Here is a 21,029-nt window from a genome sequence, read left to right on the forward strand (position 1 = left end):
TTACTCAGTCAGTTACATACCCGGCTGGTCAGGCGTTGGATTCTGAACGCTACCATCCTGCAGGGTTGTGGTGGGATCCTGCGTCGTCTGCTGCGCAGGCTGCTGTTCCTGCTGCGGCTGATCCTTCGGCGGAAAGTAGAGCGGGCCTTTTAAACCGCAACCAACCAGGCTCGCTAACGCCAGCGCCATCGCCAGCTGGCATATCTTTTTGTTCATTATCGTTTGGCTCATGATTAATGCTTACTGGTTGCTTATCATCGCAGGTGAACTCTGAAAAGCAACAGGTATTGGCGATTCGATGTTGCTGCCGTTGTCGCATTTTTACTATTTAGCACCGGGGGGCGGCGCTAATCAATGCATCTGGATACGCTGCTGGTAATCCGTATGGTCATTGTCAGAGACGGTTGCACAGAGCTGAGTCAGTGTCTGGCTACGAAATGGAATCACCTGTAAGCGCTCATCCGCCTGCACAAGCTGATAAAACTGCGGCAGATTGAAATTAACGAAGCTGGAACCGTAGGTGAAGCGGTCATGTGATGACGAGTAGAAGCGGCTGACATCGCGCACCAGATCTTCTTTGCTGCCTTCACAGTGGTGATAAATCTCAATGCGGTTGGTTTCATCGAGAATATAGATATTGAAGCCGTGGTCATCACTGGTGTCTTCAAAGAAGAACTGGATGATTCCTTCGCTGGCATAGTTGTTAACCACGCTGGGTAAGCGCGTCTCGCTTTCGACTTTGATCGATAAACCATGCAGTTTGTTATTGGAAATTGCGCCGTAAAACTCAACCGCATTTTCCAGTTTCTGTACTGAAACGCCGAGACGTTCGAAGAACAGTCCCCAGGTCTGGCCAGCCACGCGTAACGCTTTAAAGCGTCCCGGCTCCTGGCTGGTGCTGGAGAGGCGTAACTCGACACATTCGGAAACCAGCTGCTGCACCCGGGTACGAATCAAACCGCGCAGGTGCTGGCTGTAACAGAACACTTCCACCGCATCCGGCGGCGCCGCATCCTGATGCATTTTGCCAAGAATGGTTTTCAGCGCTTCAATCATCGATTGTTCGCCATTAAAGTGCAGTGTACGCACCTCATTCCACGAGTTACGGTACAACAGATCGATACTGCCAACTAAGCACTGCTGCTGCTCGCCAAAGCTGAACACATCCAGCTTACGGAAATCAAAATGCACCACCTGATTGCGAAACGCCGCCGTCGGGTCATATTCGAGGTTGACAATAATCGCCAGATGACGAATTTCGCACGGGCTGTACAGCGCTTTTGGCGTCGGCGAAGGCAGCCGCAGCGGGAAGTGATGCGACACATCGGCTACCAGCTCCTGCAAACGCGCGAGGTCGCAGATTTCATTGCCTTTAATATGCAGCCGCGTTTTGCTGGTCAGCAAACCATTAAACCACGCCCAGGCCACCAGCTTATTCAGATAGCGGTTATATTCCAGCGGCTGATGGCTGATAATCGACCCCATATCCGGCGACTGATTATACAGATACCAGCCTGCGCGGTTGGCGCGACCATTGGGCACATGAATAAAAGTCAGATGCGGTTCGGAAAGATCCGGCGAAATCTGCGGATTAACCAGTGTCACTTTGCCCGGCAGCGCTTCAAACGCGGCATACAGCTTACGGGTCAGCACGCCAATATCCTGCGGGCTGGCGCTGACGCTTAAGTTGTTACGACGGGCAAAGCGGATCAGATTGCGATAGCTCTGCATCATCGCATCCAGCAATTCGTTGTGCGCTTCACGTACCCGGCCGATTTTCCAGTCGGAGCGGCTATCAAGCATCCTCAGGCGTTCGTTATCCCAGCCCCACTCTTTCACCAACTGACCGAGAATTTCACGACGCCAGCCCGATTTACCGCCCTCTTCCGACAGCTTTTCGCACACTTTCAGATAGAAACAGCGGCGCACAAGGTCAAGGCGCGCGTGATCATCAATGCTGGTCAGATAATGTGTGACGCGTTCCAGCATCATGCAGTAAGGATCGAGGCCAAAGGAGACGATTTCGCCGTCATGCAGGCGCTGCTTGATATCCATCGCCAGCAGTTTTGGATCCGGATATTCCCAGGAGTAGGCTTCCAGCAGCAGGGTTTTCAGCACCGCTTTATACGGCGAATCGATACTTTTATACAGCTGCCACAAGCTGGCGCCAAAGTACTCTTCCGCCGACAGCGTGCCCAGACCGCCGAGATCCAGCCACTCATTAGGGGTCAGCACCCCCTGCGAGTAGAGAGACATCACATAGTCGTCGTAATGCTCTTCTTCTTCACCCGGCACCATATTCCACAGAATACGCTTACCCGCCATCCGCACTGCGGTACGGTAGAATTCATCCAGCAGTAAGATATGTTGGGTTGAACCGCAGTCTTCGCCACCCAGGCTGCCGCTCTCATTATGGCGGAAACGGTTCTCATCAATCAGGAAGAAGCTGACTTCAACGCCCATCGCCGCGCACCATTTTTGCAGCTGGGTGCACTTTTTCTGCAGGCTAAGGCGTTCTCCATTATCGAGCCAGGACTGGTGGCAGACCCAGATATCGAGGTCAGAAGTGAAGTTCTGCCCTACTGATGAGGTGCTGCCCATCGAATAAACACCGGTAATCGGCCGTTCGCCTTGCGCGGGCAGCGCCGCGCTCTTACCTGATTTACCTTCTAAATCATTGAGATAGCTTATCTGGTTTTCATCAGGCGTAAAGAAGCTGATGCCATGTGGAACGTTACCTTCGAGGTAACCCGGCATCAGCGGATGATGATAATGTAATAAGGTTGGCAGCAGACTGTATACCTGCTGGAAAGCAGGTCCCATCGCAGCCAGTGCACGATCAACGCGCAGCTGATTGATGGCATCCAGTCTCTGTTTCAGTGTCTCAATGTAGAGGTACAAGACGTTTCGCCTGATTGTCCCAGTGTTTTTAAACAAACCCGGTTTCCGACATCCACCCTTTGCTTTAGAAATATTCGGGCGAATAAATGCTGGAAACGTGATCAATCTAACACCTGGCAGATTGACCGTAAAGAAAGTTGCGCTACCCCACAGTTTAGCACGTTTTACGATCAATCAACCTTCCGCCTGGTGTACTCATCCCTGACATACCGTTTAAAAGCCGTTGAAACTGACAGCCTTCACGTATCAATGATAGGATAATCAATGAACGATCAAAACGGTATGAAGCATGTTAGACAAAATTTTAAGAATTGCCACCAGGCAGAGTCCGCTCGCTTTGTGGCAGGCACAATATGTACAACAGCGCCTGATGGCTTGCCATCCGGGGCTTGCTGTTGAACTGGTGCCGATGGTGACGCGCGGTGATGTGATCCTCGACACACCCTTAGCCAAAGTCGGCGGCAAGGGCTTATTCGTTAAAGAACTCGAGCTGGCAATGCTGGAAGGCAGGGCGGATATCGCGGTGCATTCAATGAAGGATGTGCCGGTCGATTTTCCGCAGGGGCTGGGGCTGGTGACAATTTGCGAGCGTGATAATCCGCTCGATGCCTTTGTCTCTGACCACTATGACTCGGTTGATGCGCTGCCACAGGGCGCGATTGTCGGCACCTCCAGCCTGCGCCGCCAGTGTCAGCTTAGCGCACGCCGCCCCGACCTGGTGATCCGCTCGCTGCGCGGCAACGTCGGTACACGTCTCAGCAAACTGGACGCCGGTGAATATGACGCGATTATCCTGGCGGTGGCCGGCCTCAACCGTCTGGGTTTACAACAGCGTATTCGCTATGCGATGCCGGCGGAAGAGTCGCTGCCCGCAGTGGGCCAGGGCGCGGTGGGGATTGAGTGTCGTCTCGACGATCAACACACCATTACCCTGTTGTCGGCCCTGAACCACGAAGATACTTCGGTGCGCGTCAGAGCCGAGCGCGCGATGAATACCCGTCTGGAAGGTGGCTGTCAGGTACCGATCGGCAGTTATGCGCTACTGGAAGGCGACGAGCTATGGCTGCGCGGCCTGGTCGGTTCGCCGGATGGTAAACAGATGATCTGCGGTGAACGCCGTGGCCCCCGCGCCGATGCCGAACAAATGGGTATCTCCCTCGCCGAAGAGCTGCTGAATAAAGGCGCGCGTGAGATTCTGGCTGAGGTTTATCAGGGGAATCCGCCGGTATGACAATTCTGGTAACCCGTCCATCACCTGCTGCTGAAGAGCTGGTCAGTCGCCTGCGCGGCCTGGGACAGGTTGCCTGGAGCATGCCGTTAATTGAATTTACGCCTGGCCGCGATCTTGATGATCTGCCACAGCAGCTGGCCAGCCTGGCTGCCGGGGATTTACTGTTTATTCTGTCGCAGCATGCCATTCACTTCGCGCAGCCGGTCATCCGTCAACACGGAGTAACATGGCCTGCCAGCCTGAACTATTATGCTATAGGTCGCAGTACGGCGCTGGTGATGCATACCGCCACCGGCTATCAGGTAGAATATCCACGCCAGCGCGAAAGCAGTGAAATCCTGGTCCAGCTGCCTGCGTTGATGCACGTTGCCGGCAAGCGCGCGCTGATTTTGCGTGGCAATGGGGGCCGCGAACTGTTAGCAGAAACGCTGACTGAACGTGGCGCCGAAGTAACGTTTTGTGAATGTTATCAGCGTTGCGCCAAATTTTACGACGGCCACACTGAAGGACGTCGCTGGCGCGAACGCGGCATTGATACGCTGGTGGTAACCAGTGGTGAGATGCTGCAGCAACTCTATTTACTGTTCCCTGAGATCGATCGTGAGGAATGGTTACTACACTGTCGGCTGGTGGTCGTCAGTGAACGTTTGGCTACCCTGGCCAGGGAGTCTGGCTGGCAGGAAATTACGGTAGCCGATGGGGCCGATAACGACGCGCTGCTGCGCGCGTTACAATAAACTTAAAGATGGGATGTGCCACAATGACGGAACAAAAAGATTCATCCGCCATGGTTGAAGAGACCACCCCAGCGGTAGAAACCACCGCGCCAGCGGAACAAAAACCGCCACGGAAGTCGAAAAACAGCGGCATGGCGTTGGGCGCTCTGGCAATTGTCATCGCTCTGGCGCTGGGCGCCGGACTGTATATTAATGCTAAACACCAGGCGCAATTGCAGACCGAAGCCACTCAGGCGCTGGCGGATCAGCTGACCGAACTGCAACAGCAGTCAAAAAATGACAAGCAGCAGCTCACTGAGCAACTTGCGGCGCAGACCAGCGCATTGCAGACCGCACGCGACCAGCAATCCGCCACCAGTCAGCAGCTGGATGAATTAAAAGAGAAAGTCACCACCATCTCCGGTAACGACTCGCGCACCTGGTTACTGGCGCAGGCGGATTATCTGGTGAAGCTGGCCGGACGTAAGCTGTGGAGCGATCAGGATGTCACCACTTCCGCCGCGCTGCTGAAAAGCGCCGATGCCAGCCTGGCGGATATGAATGATCCCAGCCTGATTGAAGTGCGTCGTGCCCTGACCCAGGATATCAGTAATCTGTCGGCGGTCAGCCAGGTGGATTATGACGGTACTATCCTGAAACTTAATCAGCTGGCTAACGGCGTCGACAATTTACGTATTGCCGACACCGACAGCGATGACTCGCCAATGGATGAGGACAGCACTGAGCTCTCCTCGTCGCTGCATGAGTGGCGCCAGAACCTGGTGAAGAGCTGGCACAAATTTATGGATGACTTTATTACCGTGCGTCGCCGTGACAATACGGCGGAACCGCTGCTGGCTCCGAACCAGGACGTTTATCTGCGTGAAAATATTCGCTCACGCCTGCTGATTGCCGCCCAGGCGGTGCCGCGCCATCAGGATGAGATCTATAAACAGTCGATTGATACCGTATCAACCTGGGTACGCGCCTGGTTTGATACCAATGACGCCTCAACCAAAGCCTTCCTTGCTCAGCTGGATGATCTCAGCCAGCAGAGTGTCTCGATGGATGTGCCGGACGCCCTGCAGAGCCAGCCGATGCTGGATAAACTGATGCAGACGCGCGTACGCAATCTGCTGGCGCAGCCGTCAGGCGATCAGCCGCAGCCGCAGCCGCAGCAGGGAGAATAAGCATGCTTAAAGTACTTTTGCTTTTCCTTCTGCTGATTGCCGGTGTGGTCATCGGCCCGATGATCGCAGGTCACCAGGGATATGTACTGATTCAGACCGACAACTGGAATATTGAAACCAGCGTCACCGGCCTGGTGATTATTCTGATTCTGGCGTTGCTGGTAATTCTGGCGGTGGAGTGGCTGTTGCGCCGCATTTTGCGTACCGGCGTCAGAACGCGTGGCTGGTTCCTTGGCCGTAAACGCAGCCGGGCGCGTAAGCAGACGCAGGAAGCGATGCTGAAACTGGCGGAAGGCGATTACAAACAGGTGGAAAAGCTGCTTTCACGTAATGCCGATCATGCTGAACAACCGGTAGTGAACTATCTGCTGGCTGCGGAAGCCGCGCAGCAGCGCGGTGATGAAATACGCGCCAATCAGCATCTGGAGCGCGCCGCCGAACTGGCGCAGGGTGATCAGTTACCGGTTGAAATTACCCGCGTACGTATTCAGCTGGCGCGCAATGAAGATCATGCCGCACGTCATGGTGTTGATCGCCTGCTGGAAGTGGCGCCGCGTCATCCGGAAGTGCTGCGTCTGGCGGAGCAGGCTTATGTTCGTACCGGCGCCTGGAGTTCATTGTCAGATATTCTGCCCTCGATGCAAAAAGCGCAGGTTGCCGATGACAATCATCGTGCCGCCCTGCAGCAGCAGGCATGGCTGGGCTTAATGAATCAGGCGATGGCCGATCAGGGCAGTGATGGCCTGAAACGCTGGTGGCAGGATCAGAGCCGTAAAACGCGTCATGAACCAGCCTTGCAGGTGGCGATGGCAGATCATCTGATTGAATGCGACGACCATGATACGGCTCAGGCTATCGTGCTGGACGGCTTGAAGCGTCAGTATGACGAGCGTCTGGTGTTGTTGATGCCACGGCTGAAAACCGGCAATCCGGAACAGCTGGAAAAAGCGCTGCGCCAGCAGATCAAACAGCATGGCGCAACTCCATTGCTGCACAGCACGCTGGGTCAGCTGCTGATGAAGCACGGTGAGTGGGAGCAAGCCAGTGAAGCCTTCCGTGAAGCGTTAAAACAGCGCCCTGATGCCTTTGATTATGCCTGGCTGGCAGATACGCTGGATCGTCAGCATAAGCCGGAAGAAGCGGCGCAGATGCGACGTGACGGGTTACTGCTGACGTTAAAGAGTAATCCTTAGCGCAGTCGGTAATGAAGATAACAATTAGCCGGGTTCGCCCGGCTTTTTTACGTCTGGATTCAGGCAAAAAAAACACCTGCCAGATGGCAGGTGTAAATATCAGGTCGGTAAGACAACCGATTGGTACCAGACTCAACGTGGTGCCCGGGGATCCAATAAGATCAACTGACGATATTGGCTGGCTGGACAACTGGTACCGTAAAATGGCTCTGCATCATTCCCAGGTTTATGAAGCTTGCGCGAACATAAGAGGTGGAATGAGCATCTACAGTCATAGTATTGCATAATGCGTGCCATGATGGCAGTTATCTTATTAATTATTTCTAAATATGATTATTTTCATCAAGTTAGAAATCGTTTTACAGATAAATACGCAGATAAACAGTGTCGTCAAAACCCCACATCATAGCCAATCAACGTCTCCGATCGGCGACAACAATTGTCAGATCAGGAAAATACGTTTATTAACATATAGTTATACGTCTCCCAATTGAGACAAAAGCGGGTTTTAATAGTCAGGAGAGGAAGGATTGCCGCAAAGATGTTTTTAGCGGACGCCAGACGCAAAAAACCCCGCTATAAAAGCGGGGTTTCGAATATGGTCGGCGAGAGAGGATTCGAACCTCCGACCCACTGGTCCCAAACCAGTTGCGCTACCAAGCTGCGCTACTCGCCGAAATGTACTGCTTTACTGCTTCTCATCGATTTTGTTTGGTGCGAAGAGAGGGACTTGAACCCTCACGTCCGTTAAGACACTAACACCTGAAGCTAGCGCGTCTACCAATTCCGCCACCTTCGCATACCGTACAAAATCTGGGGTGGCTAATGGGACTCGAACCCACGACAACTGGAATCACAATCCAGGGCTCTACCAACTGAGCTATAGCCACCACATCTTACTGCTTACTTCCTAACGCGATAAATATTACCACCGCAGCTCTTGCGCACAAATTAAATGGCGCGCCCGACAGGATTCGAACCTGAGACCTCTGCCTCCGGAGGGCAGCGCTCTATCCAGCTGAGCTACGGGCGCGTAGCGCCGTTGCGGATGTGCATACTACGGATGTGAGCCGATCCTGTCCAGTGCTTTTTTCACAAAAAAACGCGTTTGATTACGCTTTGTGCATTCCGTCGAAACAACCGGCGTTTTTTGCCCTTTTTAGCTCACAAATCAGTACGAAACTGCATTAAGACCTTTAACACCCGGGAAAATTAAAGTTGGCCGCGGTAATGATAGTTGAGATATTTCAGCAATCTGAGCTGACGACGTAAACGACTTGGCTGCAAAATCAGGCGATACAGCCATTCTAAGCCCAGATTTTGCCAAATCATGGGAGCACGCTTCACATGACCGGTAAACACGTCGTAGGTGCCGCCTACTCCCATATACAGTGCATCAGGGCAGAAGGCTTTGCAGTCACGCATCAGGATTTCCTGCTTTGGCGATCCCATGGCAACAGTGACAATCTTCGCTCCGCTGGCGCGAATGCGGGTAAACAGCGCCTCGCGATCGGCCGGAGCAAAGTAACCATCCTGACTGCCAACAATATTGACGTTCCACTGCCGGCGGAGTTTATCTTCCGTTTGCGCCAGCACCGCTGGTTTACCGCCGATCAGAAACACCGGCGTGGCTTCGCGCCCGGCGCGCTCCATCAGCGCTTCCCATAAGTTCACGCCAGCAATACGCGATACCTGCGCCTGCGGGTACTTTTTACGGATCGAACGCACGATACTGATGCCATCCGCATATTTATATTCCGCGTCATCAATCAGTTTATACAGGTCGGTATCGCTTTCCGCCGTCAGTACTTTTTCGGCATTAATCGCCACCAGCGTGCCGCTTCTCAGCGGCCCGTCGCGATAGAGAAAATCCAGACACTGCGTCATATCGCGAAAGCCATACAGCGACAGACCACGAATTTGATATTGCGGCGCAGCAGAGGTGACGTCCATTTAAGTTCCCTTACATCATTCCGGCTCATCTTAGCCGAAAGAGATTTTATTATTGTGTTGCAGCTTGCATCGTACGAGCTGAGACGCGCCGGCGGATCAGGCCCGCGCGGTCAAGCAGCCAGTAAAGCAGTTTAGCGGCCACCACGCAGGCGCCGAAAATAACGCAGAAAAACACCACACGCGAAGCAAAAGCATCGAGCCCTTCACGCGCCAGCACAATCATATTGAACACGGCGCCAAAGCAGAAACTTTGCAGAATGGCGGCTTTATAGCGATTGCTTTCCGCTTTGCCCAGCTCATACAGCCAGTCGAACCACTTGATAATCAGCCCCACCGCTACCGCGCCGAGCGGAATAAACGCCACACCGCCCATGACCACCAGCGAACCAATCAGCGTCGGTGAAATCGCCAGCCCGGAATGGTTATTCAGCACTTCCCAGGTGAAGTAGTTAGCACTGTTCAGCACAATACCGGGCCGGTCATGCCATAACCAGCTGGGAATAAACACATAGAAGTCGCGCACAATCGGCGCCAGCCCCTGAAAATCAATCTTGTCGTAGTTTTGCAGCAGCAGACCCAGGTTTTCCCACGGCGAGAAGGTGTCACGCGTCAGATACAGGAAGGTGTAAAACGCTTCCGCACCGCTGACATCAAGATTATAGCGACGTAAGGCCAGCCAGAACATCGCCACCACGCCGAGCATACCGGCCACTGCCAGCATCCACAGCGTGATCCAGCCGCGAATAATGCCGATAAACAGGAACAGCGCGAAAGCGATAATAATATTGGCGCGCGTACCGCCGACAATCACATAGGTCAGCAAACCAAACGCCAGCGTGCTGACCAGGAAGAACAGCCAGGCGCGCGAATCCTGACGCAGAAAGTAGACCACCAGCATCGCCGGAATAAAGAAGTAGAAAAAGCGCTTCAGCGCTACACCGGAGACATCACTGGAGAAAATCTGACTATATGCATGCAGGCGGAACAGCAAAAAGCCATTGTGCATAAAGAAAATGCTGACTGTCGCCAGCGCCACCAGCGCCAGCATCACCCAGGTAAGATGGGTCTCTACCCGGTTCATATTAAACACCGGACGCCGCGGCTGGGTGGCAGATGCGCGTAGCCGGGTTTTATAACTGACGTAATAGATGCCATAAAAACAGCTGGCCGCCAGCATCGCCTGCAACAGGTTTTCCGCGGGCACCACATTGACGTCGAACTGAAACACCAGAATGCTGGTTAGCGGAAAACCAAAATAGAAGGTCAGCAAAAACAGTAACGAGAAGAAGACGTTAAAGTTAAAACGTACGCGACGGAATTCACGCCAGGTCAGCGTCAGAATAAATCCAACTGAAAACAGATAAACCAGCAGCAAACCACTAAATTGCATCAGGCTCATGCCTTGTCCCCTTCAGCCAGCAATAACGCCTGTTGCCAGCCGGTGATAAATGCCGGGTCGAAAAAGGCGATGCGTTGTTTATCCAGCAAACTCAGCTGGCGGTGCGCTTCTGCCACCACCTGCTTATCCAGCACATCGCCGCTAAACAGCACCGGCACCTGCTGCTCGGTTAAATCCTGCCAGAACGGATTCTCACGACTTAATACAAACGGGATATTGGCCTGAATTAACAGGCATAAGGTGCCGATACCCTGCTGTCGCCGGAAAATAAAATACCCGAGATCGCAACGCGCAATCAGCTGGAGATAGTCGGCAAACGGCATATTCTCGGTCAGTAGCTGAAGATTTTCCGCGCTGAACAACGCCTCGCCGGCTTGCCGCACGCTGGCAATATAGGCTTCATTATTCGGTGGATAGCCCAGCGGCACAATCACTTTTACTGTATCGCCAAACTGCTGGTGAATGGCCTGTAACGCCTCGCGGTGACGATTACTGGCGTCGCCGGAGTTACCCAGCAAAATAGTAAAAGGCCGCTCGCCGGCGTCTGACGGCGCCAGCTGTGCAGCCATGCGCGTCGGGAAATAGAGTAACGATGCTGGCGTCTGCGGATGCCGCTGCTGATAGTGGTTAATATCACCACGAGTGGCAAACAGGTGCCCTGGGCGCCCTTGCGCCAGCCGGCGCAGCAGATAGAACAGACGATACTTCAGGCTGGAGGACTCTTCATACAGATCCGCCCCCCACGCATGCCAGAACACCTGCGACGTGCGCAGTTTGCCGGTCAGCAGCGCCAGCCACAGCAGCGGATTAAACTGACCATGGAAGAAAAAGCGCGTCTGCCGCTGACGCGCACGGGCGATAACCGCCTGCGCCAGCGCTTTTTTACTGGCAAATAGCTCAATATGCAGCGCATTAAAGGCGGCAAAAGCGCTGCCATCCTGTGCCACCACCATAAAATGGCGGGCATCAGCCGTCGGCTGTTTAACGCTTAACACATCGTTAAAAAAGCGCAGCACGGTAAGGTTATGGTGGGGAATATCCGATCCCAATACGTGAATCAGTGTAGTCATGCTCTTCGACGATAAATTAAGAAAGCGCTACAACAGAGCGCAAAATAGACCACATAGGTCGCCAGGTAAGCTTGCGCCGCACCCGTGGCGCCGTGTAGCGGAATCAGCCAGCGGGAAAAGGCGGTCAGCAAAATAAACTGGCTGATTTCAGTCAGAATATAAAAGCGCAGCGACGCTTTAGCGATCACCAGATAGCCGAAAATATAGGAGCCGACTTTCAGCACATCGCCGGGTAGCTGCCAGCTAAACAGATCGCGCATGCCGTTAAACTGACTCGAGAACAGCAGCCAGATTGCGAAATCGCGCAGCAGCCAGACGCAGAAACTGACGGCGGCGACCGCCGGAATCACAAAACGCAGCGCGCGCCAGATTTCTGCGGAAATATCCGTTTTGCTCTTCAGTCGTGACAGCGTCGGCAGCAGCCAGACGCTAAAAGTGGCGGTAACAAATTGCAGATAAGCATCTGAAATCGTCGTCACCCCCTGCCACAGGCCTACCTGCTCCCAACCTTCATGAGCCGCCAGCAGATTACGCATCATCACCCAGGCTACCGGTAAGGTTACCGAGGTGATCAGCGCCATCAGCGTAAACTTACCGAGATTAACCGCCAGCTCGCCATGCCACTGCGGCAGTAAATAGCGCAGCGGCAGATGGTCACGTTTCGCCAGCAGCAGCGCCGCAGGCAGCACCACCAAGGCCGGAACCAACGCCAGACCGACCAGCGCACCACTGTAACCGCCAAGCCAATAGCAGACATAGTAGGCCACCACGCCAATCAGGCTGCCGGCGATCAGCGCCAGCGCATTACCCATCGCATCGCGAAAACCTTTCATGATCGCCAGCGACAGGTTGGCCCAGGCAATGCCCATCTGCAAAAATGCCACGATGCGCACCACCTGCTGATAATCCGCGTGGCCAAACAGGCCGATACTGATTGGCTCTGCCGCCAGCAGGAAAATCACCGCCAGCAGCGTCGAAAAGCCCAGCACCATACTGGAGGCGGTGCCGGTCACCGCGCGCAGTTTATCCGGCTGCTGCTGATATTCGGCGACATACTTGGTAATGCCGTTAAAAATACCGGCGCCAGCGAGCACGCCTAACACGGTAATTAGCTGACGGAAGTTCCCCGCCTGTCCCACGCCGCCCGGTCCGTAAGAGACCGCCAGCAACTTAACCACCAGCAAGCCGGCAGCGATTTTTACCAGTGTCGACGCGGCGGTCCACACTGAGGCTTTGGCCAGTGACATATCAGGAGAAGAAGCTCAGTAGCGAATTGATAACCGTGCTCTGGTTATTGTCCGATAAATTGTAAAACAGCGGCAGACGCAGCAGGCGCTCACTGTCCGCCGTAGTCACCCGGTCTTCTCCGGCAAAGCGACCGAAGCGCTCTCCGGCGGGTGAGCTGTGCAGCGGAATATAGTGGAATACCGCCAGAATCTCAGCTTCCTTCAGCCAGGCGATCAGTGCCTGACGCTCGTCATGGTTGCGCAGCTTAATGTAAAACATATGCGCATTATGCTGGCAGTGAACCGGCATCGACGGCAGGGTGATAAGCCCACGGGCGGCAACCGGTTTTAAGGCGTCGTAATAGCGCTGCCACAGGCGTAAACGCTGGTCGTTAATCCTGGTCGCGGCTTCCAGCTGCGCCCACAGATAAGCCGCCTGCAAATCAGCCATCAGATAGCTGGAACCGATATCCCGCCAGGTATATTTATCCACCTGACCGCGGAAGAACTGGCTGCGGTTGGTGCCTTTTTCACGGATCACCTCGGCGCGTTCGACCAGCGATGCATCGTTGATCAACGTTGCGCCACCTTCGCCACCGGCGGTGTAGTTTTTGGTTTCATGGAAGCTAAAGCAGCCAATATGACCGATGGTGCCCAGCGCCTTGCCCTTGTAGCGGGACATCACGCCCTGCGCGGCATCTTCAATCACAAACAGCTGGTAGCGCTGCGCCAGCGCCATAATAGTGTCCATCTCACAGGCCACACCGGCATAATGCACCGGCACAATGGCGCGGGTACGATCGGTGATCGCCGCTTCAATCAGCGTCTCATCAATATTCATGGTGTCTGGTCGTACATCGACAAACACAATAGTCGCGCCGCGCAGCACAAAGGCATTAGCGGTTGAGACAAAGGTGTAGCTCGGCATGATCACTTCATCGCCGGGCTGGATATTAATCAGTATCGCCGCCATTTCCAGCGAGGCGGTGCAGGATGGCGTCAGCAATACTTTTTTGCTGCCAAACTGATGCTCCATCCACTGCTGGCAACGGCGGGTAAAGCCGCCATCGCCGCACAGCTTGCCGCTGCCCATCGCCGACTGCATATATTCGAGTTCGGTTCCCACCACCGGTGGTGCATTAAATGGAATCATTGGGTCACCTGTATAGCCAGTACGCGGTGCTTTCCAGGGTGGCGCCGCGACTAAGATAGAGCCGCATAGCGGCGAGATTACTGAGTTGGGTGGCCACACGCAGCTGCGGAATACGACGTGCCTGACACCAGTCCGCCGCCGCCTGCATTAAACGCTGTCCCACACCTTTTCCGCGCGAGCCGGGTAAACTTGCCAGCAGGCCAATACGCGCCTCGCCGTTACCCAGTTCACGCAGGGAAACAAAACCTTCCATTGCCCCGGCTTCGTCAACCGCCAGCAGACACTGATGGTCAAAGGTGCCGCGCACCGCATTTTCAATCCACTGCGCATAGAAACGTCCGCTGTCACCTGGCTGATACCAGGGTGCGCGGAAACGGCTGTTAGCAAATACCTCGCTGGCCACCGCACGCAGCGGGGGAATATGTTCGGCACGGGCAATACGAATACCAGACTGGCGCTGCGTGGCGTTGATCGCGATCAGCAGATCGGCTTCGCCCTCGACCAGCCGGAAACCGATAGCGCTCAGCGCGTCGATTTCGGTTGTCTGATGGCTGCCGAGTTTGGCCTGCAGCAGACCGCAGCCTGCCAGCTGCGCTTCCGTCAATGGCTGTGGCGCGCTAAAGTCCAGCAGCGCGCTGTTGATACCGAAGAAGTTGTTTTCCCACTCCAGCGGCTTAATCGTGGCAAAGACAGGCATTGTACCAGGCCCCCAGGTGACAGGATGCAGGCGCGTTAACGCCAGACGCCTTTAGTATCAACAATCCAGCGCTGGGTGATCTGTGCCGAATCCATGGCTTTAAACTGCTGATGGTCCACCAGCATAACCAGGACATCCGCCTGCTGTAGCGCGATATCGGCGCTTACCAGCTGCGCTTTATGCGCCAGTTTTTGCGGGATCGTCTCAACATTTGGCTCTACCACCCAGGTCTCACCGGCGTTCCAGCTGGCGATAAGATCCGCCACTTCCATTGCCGGACTTTCACGCAGATCGTCGATATTCGGTTTAAAAGCCAGACCAAAACAGGCGACTTTCAGCTCGCTGGCGCGCTTGTCGCTACTTGCCAGGCAGTCCGCCACCGTCCGCTTAACCTGATCCAGCACCCAGTGCGGTTTACTGTCATTTACTTCGCGCGCAGTACGAATCAGGCGTGCCTGCGCGGGGTTTTGCGCCACGATAAACCAGGGATCGACGGCAATGCAATGTCCCCCCACGCCCGGCCCCGGTTGCAGAATATTGACGCGCGGATGACGATTAGCCAGCGCGATCAGCTCCCAGACGTTAATCCCCTGATCGGCGCAAATCACTGACAGTTCATTGGCAAAGGCGATATTAACGTCGCGGAAGCTGTTTTCAGTCAGCTTACACATTTCGGCAGTGCGTGAGTTGGTGACCACACACTCCCCTTCCAGGAAGATGTTATACAGTTCGCTGGCGCGTGCAGAGCATACCGGCGACATACCGCCAATCACCCGATCGTTTTTAATCAGCTCCACCATCACTTGCCCCGGCAAGACACGCTCCGGGCAGTAGGCGACATTGATATCAGCCTGCTCACCAGCCTGCTGCGGGAAGCTCAGATCCGGGCGCGTCTGCGCCAGCCATTCTGCCATCTGCTCAGTGGCGCCGACCGGCGAGGTGGATTCAAGGATCACCAGATCGCCTTTTTTCAGCACCGGCGCCAGCGACAGCGCTGCCGCCTGTACATAAGCCATATCCGGCTGATGGTCGCCTTTAAACGGCGTCGGCACTGCAATTAAAAAGGCATCCGCGGCTACCGGCTGTGACGCTGCACGCAGAAAGCCGCCTTCAACTGCGTTTTTCACCACACGGTCGAGATCCGGCTCAACAATATGAATTTCACCGCGATTGATGGTATCCACCGCGCGCTGATTGATATCGATACCGATCACTTTTTTCTGGCGGGAGGCAAAAGCCGCGGCGGTTGGCAGGCCAATATAGCCAAGTCCAATAACTGAAATGGTATTAAAACTCATAGGGTTACTCTGTTATTTTTAAGTGCCTGAACAATGCGCTCGCAGGCATGGCCATCACCATAAGGATTATGCGCACGGCTCATACGGTGATAAGCCTCTTCGTCGGTCAGCAGGCGCGTCACTTCCGCCACAATCTTCTCAACGTTAGTGCCTACCAGACGTACCGTACCGGCATCGACCGCTTCCGGGCGTTCAGTGGTGTCACGCATCACCAGCACCGGTTTACCCAGTGCTGGCGCCTCTTCCTGAATACCGCCAGAGTCGGTCAGGATCAGCCAGGAGCGGTTCATCAGCCAGACAAAGGGCAGATACTCCTGCGGCTCAATCAGCACGATATTATCGATATCTTTCAGGATGCGATTGACCGGCTCGCTGACATTGGGATTCAGATGCACCGGATACACGATCTGCGCCTCGGGATGCAGACGGGCGATTTCCGCCAGTGCGCAGCAGATACGCTCAAAACCTTCGCCAAAGCTCTCGCGACGATGGCCGGTAACCAGAATCATCTTTTTATCCGCCTGTAAAAACGGATAGCGTTGGGCCAGCTGACTGCGCAAATGACCTTCGCTTAACACCCGGTCACGCACCCAAAACAGCGCATCAATCACCGTGTTGCCGGTAATAAAGATTCGCTCGTCGCGCAGATTTTCCCGCAGCAGATTCTGCCGTGAGGTTTCCGTTGGGGTGAAATGCAGGGTAGCCAGATGTCCGGTCAGCTTGCGGTTGGCCTCTTCAGGCCAGGGAGAATAAAGATCGCCGGTACGTAATCCGGCCTCAACGTGCCCCACCGGAATACGGTGATAAAAGGCCGCAAGACTGGTTGCCATGGTGGTAGTGGTATCACCATGCACCAGCACCATATCCGGTTTGAATTCGTCGAAAACGGCTTTCAGACCTTGCAGGATTCGGCAGGTGATTTCGGTCAGTCCCTGCTCCGGGCGCATAATATTCAGGTCGTAGTCCGGCTCCAGAGCAAACAGACGCAATACCTGGTCCAGCATCTCACGGTGCTGGGCGGTGACGCACAGGCGTGACTCTATCTCAGTATCCTGAGACAAAGCATGAACCAGCGGCGCCATCTTTATCGCTTCCGGGCGCGTGCCGAAAACAGTTAATACTTTCACTGTAGCTCTCTTAATTCGTCTGCCGTTAATACGGAATCAGGTAAGCGCGCAATTAAGCGCGTGGTCGACGTACCAGCGCAACGCCTGCGCCAATTAGCGCACCCACTGCACCCCACATAATCATTAAGAACAGGCGACGTGGACTGTCGCGTTTAACCGGCTCTTCAGGCGTTCGCAAATAGCGATAGGTCTGGAATTTCTCATCCAGCGTCGGCCCGACATCCAGCGTCGACAGCATCGCTCTGTTTTGATCATAGTCCAGATCGTAACCCGGGCCGCTGGCCTGCAAGTTCTCTAAACGCGCCTGCAACATTGGACGTCCCAGCAGGAACAGTTCCGAATCAGGTAATTGTTCTGAAGGCGTATCGGTTTTGGCCTGGTCAATCCCCTGCTGCTGAGCGATTTTCAGCGCCTGCTGCACGGCATTAAGCTGGCGATCATAAATGGCTTTTGCTACCGCTTCCTGACGTTTGACCTGCGCTTTTAACTGAATCGTGCGCGCCGCCCAGGCGCCGCTCAGCTCTTCATTAAGATGGCGCGCGGAACGCTGGCTGGCAAAGGCCACATACTGACGTAACAGGTTATTGGCATCCGGGGCGGTTTCCGCCACCAGTTTGACGCTATCGCTGGTGTTTTTCAGCGTGTCTGCCGCGGTAAACTGAATGTTGTTGACCATTTCATCCAGCAGCGCAGCATCGCTTTTGGCATTGCCACTTTTGCGATGTTTGTAGTAATCGGTCTGCAGCCAGAAATCGCGACGCGTGTCATATGCCGACAGCTGCATCACAAACTCCTGATAAGCATCATCCATTACCGTTGGCTGTGGCGCGACGGCCATCGTGGTAGTGCGGGCATCCAGATTACGTAAAAACTGCTGTTGCGAGTAGAAGCCGCCCAGCATATTCACCGTCGGGCGATCGGTAATCGCGGTAGCGCTCCACTCCTGTTTAACCAGCAGTGACCAGATAAAGGCGATAATCACAAACAGCAACGCCAGACCGACAATCCACGGTTTTCCCCGCCATAACGTGCAGCAAAGACCGCGAATATCCAATTCATTATCCACCGCAGCTGAGTGTGATAAAGATTCAGGTTCAGTTTTCATGGCGTCCCTATGTAATTTATTTCAAGAAAGTTTTTTATTAGCACTGGCATTGCGCATTCTGCGCTTCATGCGCTTAATCAAACGCGCCACTCTCCAGGCACGTTTTATGCAATATCCGTACAGCATAAATGCAAGCAAGAACAATACCAACATTACCCATTCAGGAACAAAATTGAGGTATTCGCCCAGCACACCGACACCAGCAAGCAGGGCCGCCGCCAGCGTGATCAGCAGGAAAGCCTGTTGCGAGGTAAAGCCGGCGCGCATAATCAGATGATGGATGTGCTGGCGATCGGCCGAGAACGGGCTCATGCCTTTACGCAGACGGCGATACATGATGGCAATCATATCCATCAGTGGAATAGCGATCAGCCAGAGCGCGGTAACCGGTGTAATGGGATGGGTTTTGCCCTGGGTGGTTTCAAGCAGTATCCAGATGATGGTGAAACCGATCAGCGTACTGCCTGCATCACCCATAAACACTTTGTAGCGACGGCCAAAAGTACCGAGGTTAAGCAGAATATAGGGCACGATAGCGGCGATCATCGCGAAGCACCACATGGCAAGACTTAGCTGACCGTCAAAATAGAGAATGATGCCTATCGCCGCAAAAGTGACACAAGAGAGGCCACCCAGCAGACCGTCGATACCGTCCACCATATTAAAGGCATTAATCGCTGCCCAGACCGCAAACAGGGTCAGTACATAGCCAAAGGGTCCGACGACCAGTTCCCAGGAACCAAAGATATGGCCGAGGCTCAGCAGGTAAAGGTTGCCGTAATACATCATCACAACCGCAATCAGCGCCTGCACCGAGGCGCGCAGCTTAACGCTGATATCGAAGCGGTCATCCAGCGCACCTATCAGCACCAGCACCCCGGCGCAACAGAGATAGAGCCAGGCATGCGGAATGTAGTAATTAGTGATCAAAAAAGTAAAGCAAATCCCTGCATAAACTGAGATCCCACCGACGAGAGGAATCACTCCCTGGTGGCGCTTACGGTAGTTTGGTTTGTCCACTAATCCAATTTTCTTAGCTACTTTGCGTGCAAAAAACAGGAATACCAGTGAAAACAAAAAGATTGAAGCAAGCTCAGCACTCATCGTGAGTAAATTCACATTAACAGCTCTCAGCAAAGAATCTCAGGTTTAACCTGCACTTTTGATGCAAGATTCATACCCGATTCTGAAATCCTGTAATGGCGAAGGGCAAATACGTAAGCCTTCCCTACCATCATTTTATATGTCGGCGCTCTGTGTAAATCAGCGTCCTGCCGCATTAAAGCAGTAAACCGCGACTTCGGGTCACCCGCTATCAGTGGAAACCGAAAAAGGGTTAGTCTGAAGGTTACAACGCATAAAATTCAAACTTATGACTGTTGTTAACGCTCTTTAAGGTCGGAAATACAGGTGACCATTTTATATCGTATAGCCCATAAACGAAAAACGCCACGTCTGAGCGTGGCGAATTCCGTGTTTTTCCGCTTTTTTAAGAGCGCTTCATCATATCGAAGAATTCATCGTTGGTTTTGGTCATTGCCAACTTGTTGATGAGGAACTCCATCGCATCAATTTCACCCATTGGGTGGATAATTTTGCGCAGGATCCACATCTTCTGCAGCTCTTCCTGGGAAGTGAGCAGCTCTTCTTTACGGGTACCAGAACGGTTGTAATCGATAGCCGGGAAGACGCGTTTTTCGGCGATTTTACGTGCGAGGTGCAGCTCCATGTTACCGGTGCCTTTAAACTCTTCGTAAATCACTTCATCCATCTTCGAACCGGTATCAACCAGCGCGGTAGCGATAATGGTCAGGCTTCCGCCCTCTTCTACGTTACGCGCAGCACCGAAGAAACGCTTCGGACGATGCAGGGCGTTGGCATCCACACCACCGGTCAGTACTTTACCGGAAGCCGGCACCACGGTGTTGTAGGCACGCGCCAGACGCGTAATCGAGTCGAGCAGGATGATCACATCTTTCTTGTGTTCAACCAGACGTTTGGCTTTCTCGATAACCATCTCGGCAACCTGAACGTGACGTGATGCTGGCTCATCAAAGGTCGAAGCAATCACTTCACCTTTAACCAGACGCTGCATCTCGGTCACTTCTTCCGGACGTTCATCAATCAGCAATACCATCAGCGTACAATCCGGGTGATTGTAGGCAATGCTCTGCGCGATATTCTGCAGCAGCATGGTTTTACCCGCTTTTGGCGGCGCCACAATCAGACCACGCTGGCCGCGGCCAATCGGTGATGCCAGATCCAGTACACGCGCAGTTAAATCTTCGGTAGAACCATTACCACGCTCCATACGCAGACGAGAGTTTGCGTGCAGCGGCGTTAAGTTCTCAAACAGAATTTTGTTACGCGCGTTTTCTGGTTTGTCGTAGTTAACCTCGTTAACCTTCAACAGTGCAAAGTAACGCTCGCCTTCTTTTGGCGGACGAATTTTGCCTGCGACGCTGTCGCCTGTGCGAAGGTTAAAGCGGCGAATCTGGCTGGGGGAAACGTAGATATCATCAGGACCGGCGAGGTAGGAGCTGTCTCCAGAACGGAGAAAACCAAATCCGTCCTGCAAAATCTCCAATACGCCATCGCCGAAGATATCTTCGCCACTTTTTGCATGTTGCTTGAGGATGGCGAAAATAATGTCCTGTTTGCGCATACGCGCCAGGTTTTCCAGCCCCATGTTTTCGCCGAGAGTAATCAGCTCAGAAACCGGCGTATTTTTTAATTCGGTAAGATTCATAATGGTGGGTTCTTAAACTCG

17 protein-coding genes and 4 tRNA genes are annotated in these 21,029 nt (G+C 53.8%); 4 read left to right on the top strand and 17 right to left on the bottom strand.

Going from position 1 to position 21,029, the window contains the following annotated elements; translation table 11 throughout:
* Positions 1–12 precede the first annotated feature (12 nt).
* Positions 13–216 (bottom strand): LPS translocon maturation chaperone LptM, encoded by a 204-nt coding sequence (gene lptM / locus N5923_RS00890; RefSeq protein WP_267141607.1) that lies wholly within the window; start codon positions 214–216, stop codon positions 13–15.
* A 135-nt stretch (positions 217–351) separates the two neighbouring features.
* Entirely contained in the window at positions 352–2,901 is a 2,550-nt protein-coding gene (locus N5923_RS00895) for a class I adenylate cyclase (protein WP_267141608.1), read from the bottom strand.
* A gap of 289 nt (positions 2,902–3,190) precedes the next feature.
* Between N5923_RS00895 and hemC the strand changes: the two genes are divergently transcribed.
* From hemC to hemY, 4 genes are read left to right on the top strand one after another with little or no spacing between them, the layout of a single operon-like run.
* Positions 3,191–4,132, top strand: a complete 942-nt coding sequence (hemC, locus tag N5923_RS00900; protein ID WP_267141609.1) for a hydroxymethylbilane synthase — start codon at positions 3,191–3,193, stop codon at positions 4,130–4,132.
* On the top strand, positions 4,129–4,869 hold the full coding sequence (gene hemD / locus N5923_RS00905) for a uroporphyrinogen-III synthase (RefSeq protein ID WP_267141610.1): 741 nt from the start codon (positions 4,129–4,131) through the stop codon (positions 4,867–4,869). The genes hemC and hemD overlap by 4 nt, the downstream gene beginning before the upstream one ends.
* 23 nt (positions 4,870–4,892) lie before the next feature.
* Positions 4,893–6,038 carry a uroporphyrinogen-III C-methyltransferase gene (gene hemX, locus N5923_RS00910; protein WP_267141611.1) on the top strand — a complete coding sequence of 382 codons (1,146 nt, stop codon included), beginning with the start codon at positions 4,893–4,895 and terminating at the stop codon, positions 6,036–6,038.
* 2 nt (positions 6,039–6,040) lie between these two features.
* The gene (hemY, locus tag N5923_RS00915) at positions 6,041–7,231 is read left to right on the top strand and encodes a protoheme IX biogenesis protein HemY (RefSeq protein WP_267141612.1); all 1,191 of its coding nucleotides are present in this window, start codon (positions 6,041–6,043) and stop codon (positions 7,229–7,231) included.
* 599 nt (positions 7,232–7,830) lie between these two features.
* Here the strand turns inward: hemY and N5923_RS00920 are convergent.
* The 15 genes from N5923_RS00920 to rho form a co-directional block, all read right to left on the bottom strand.
* Positions 7,831–7,907, bottom strand: a tRNA-Pro gene (locus tag N5923_RS00920).
* Positions 7,908–7,943: 36 nt separating this feature from the next.
* Positions 7,944–8,030: transfer RNA gene (locus tag N5923_RS00925), tRNA-Leu, on the bottom strand.
* A 15-nt stretch (positions 8,031–8,045) separates the two neighbouring features.
* Positions 8,046–8,121: transfer RNA gene (locus N5923_RS00930), tRNA-His, on the bottom strand.
* 66 nt (positions 8,122–8,187) lie between these two features.
* Positions 8,188–8,264: transfer RNA gene (locus N5923_RS00935), tRNA-Arg, on the bottom strand.
* A 179-nt stretch (positions 8,265–8,443) separates the two neighbouring features.
* Positions 8,444–9,184: a lipopolysaccharide N-acetylmannosaminouronosyltransferase gene (gene wecG, locus N5923_RS00940; RefSeq protein ID WP_267141613.1), complete on the bottom strand. Its 741-nt coding sequence runs from the start codon at positions 9,182–9,184 to the stop codon at positions 8,444–8,446.
* Positions 9,185–9,233: 49 nt separating this feature from the next.
* Complete coding sequence (wzyE, locus tag N5923_RS00945; RefSeq protein ID WP_267141614.1) at positions 9,234–10,583, bottom strand: ECA oligosaccharide polymerase; 1,350 nt, start codon at positions 10,581–10,583, stop codon at positions 9,234–9,236.
* Positions 10,580–11,653, bottom strand: a complete 1,074-nt coding sequence (locus N5923_RS00950; protein WP_267141615.1) for a TDP-N-acetylfucosamine:lipid II N-acetylfucosaminyltransferase — start codon at positions 11,651–11,653, stop codon at positions 10,580–10,582. The genes wzyE and N5923_RS00950 overlap by 4 nt, the downstream gene beginning before the upstream one ends.
* On the bottom strand, positions 11,650–12,900 hold the full coding sequence (gene wzxE / locus N5923_RS00955; protein WP_267141616.1) for a lipid III flippase WzxE: 1,251 nt from the start codon (positions 12,898–12,900) through the stop codon (positions 11,650–11,652). Before wzxE ends, N5923_RS00950 begins: the two co-directional genes overlap by 4 nt.
* A gap of 1 nt (position 12,901) precedes the next feature.
* The gene (gene rffA / locus N5923_RS00960; protein WP_267141617.1) at positions 12,902–14,032 is read right to left on the bottom strand and encodes a dTDP-4-amino-4,6-dideoxygalactose transaminase; all 1,131 of its coding nucleotides are present in this window, start codon (positions 14,030–14,032) and stop codon (positions 12,902–12,904) included.
* Positions 14,033–14,036: 4 nt separating this feature from the next.
* Positions 14,037–14,729 carry a dTDP-4-amino-4,6-dideoxy-D-galactose acyltransferase gene (rffC, locus tag N5923_RS00965; protein WP_267141618.1) on the bottom strand — a complete coding sequence of 231 codons (693 nt, stop codon included), beginning with the start codon at positions 14,727–14,729 and terminating at the stop codon, positions 14,037–14,039.
* Between the two features lie 35 nt (positions 14,730–14,764).
* Positions 14,765–16,027: a UDP-N-acetyl-D-mannosamine dehydrogenase gene (gene wecC, locus N5923_RS00970; RefSeq protein WP_267141619.1), complete on the bottom strand. Its 1,263-nt coding sequence runs from the start codon at positions 16,025–16,027 to the stop codon at positions 14,765–14,767.
* Positions 16,024–17,154 carry a non-hydrolyzing UDP-N-acetylglucosamine 2-epimerase gene (gene wecB, locus N5923_RS00975; protein ID WP_267141620.1) on the bottom strand — a complete coding sequence of 377 codons (1,131 nt, stop codon included), beginning with the start codon at positions 17,152–17,154 and terminating at the stop codon, positions 16,024–16,026. Before wecB ends, wecC begins: the two co-directional genes overlap by 4 nt.
* A gap of 52 nt (positions 17,155–17,206) precedes the next feature.
* Complete coding sequence (wzzE, locus tag N5923_RS00980; protein ID WP_267141621.1) at positions 17,207–18,259, bottom strand: ECA polysaccharide chain length modulation protein; 1,053 nt, start codon at positions 18,257–18,259, stop codon at positions 17,207–17,209.
* Positions 18,260–18,280: 21 nt separating this feature from the next.
* Positions 18,281–19,378 (bottom strand): UDP-N-acetylglucosamine--undecaprenyl-phosphate N-acetylglucosaminephosphotransferase, encoded by a 1,098-nt coding sequence (wecA, locus tag N5923_RS00985; RefSeq protein WP_267141622.1) that lies wholly within the window; start codon positions 19,376–19,378, stop codon positions 18,281–18,283.
* 370 nt (positions 19,379–19,748) lie between these two features.
* Complete coding sequence (gene rho, locus N5923_RS00990) at positions 19,749–21,008, bottom strand: transcription termination factor Rho (RefSeq protein ID WP_017800640.1); 1,260 nt, start codon at positions 21,006–21,008, stop codon at positions 19,749–19,751.
* Positions 21,009–21,029: the final 21 nt, after the last annotated feature.

Source organism: Winslowiella arboricola (assembly GCF_025527015.1).
Lineage (GTDB): Bacteria > Pseudomonadota > Gammaproteobacteria > Enterobacterales > Enterobacteriaceae > Erwinia > Erwinia arboricola.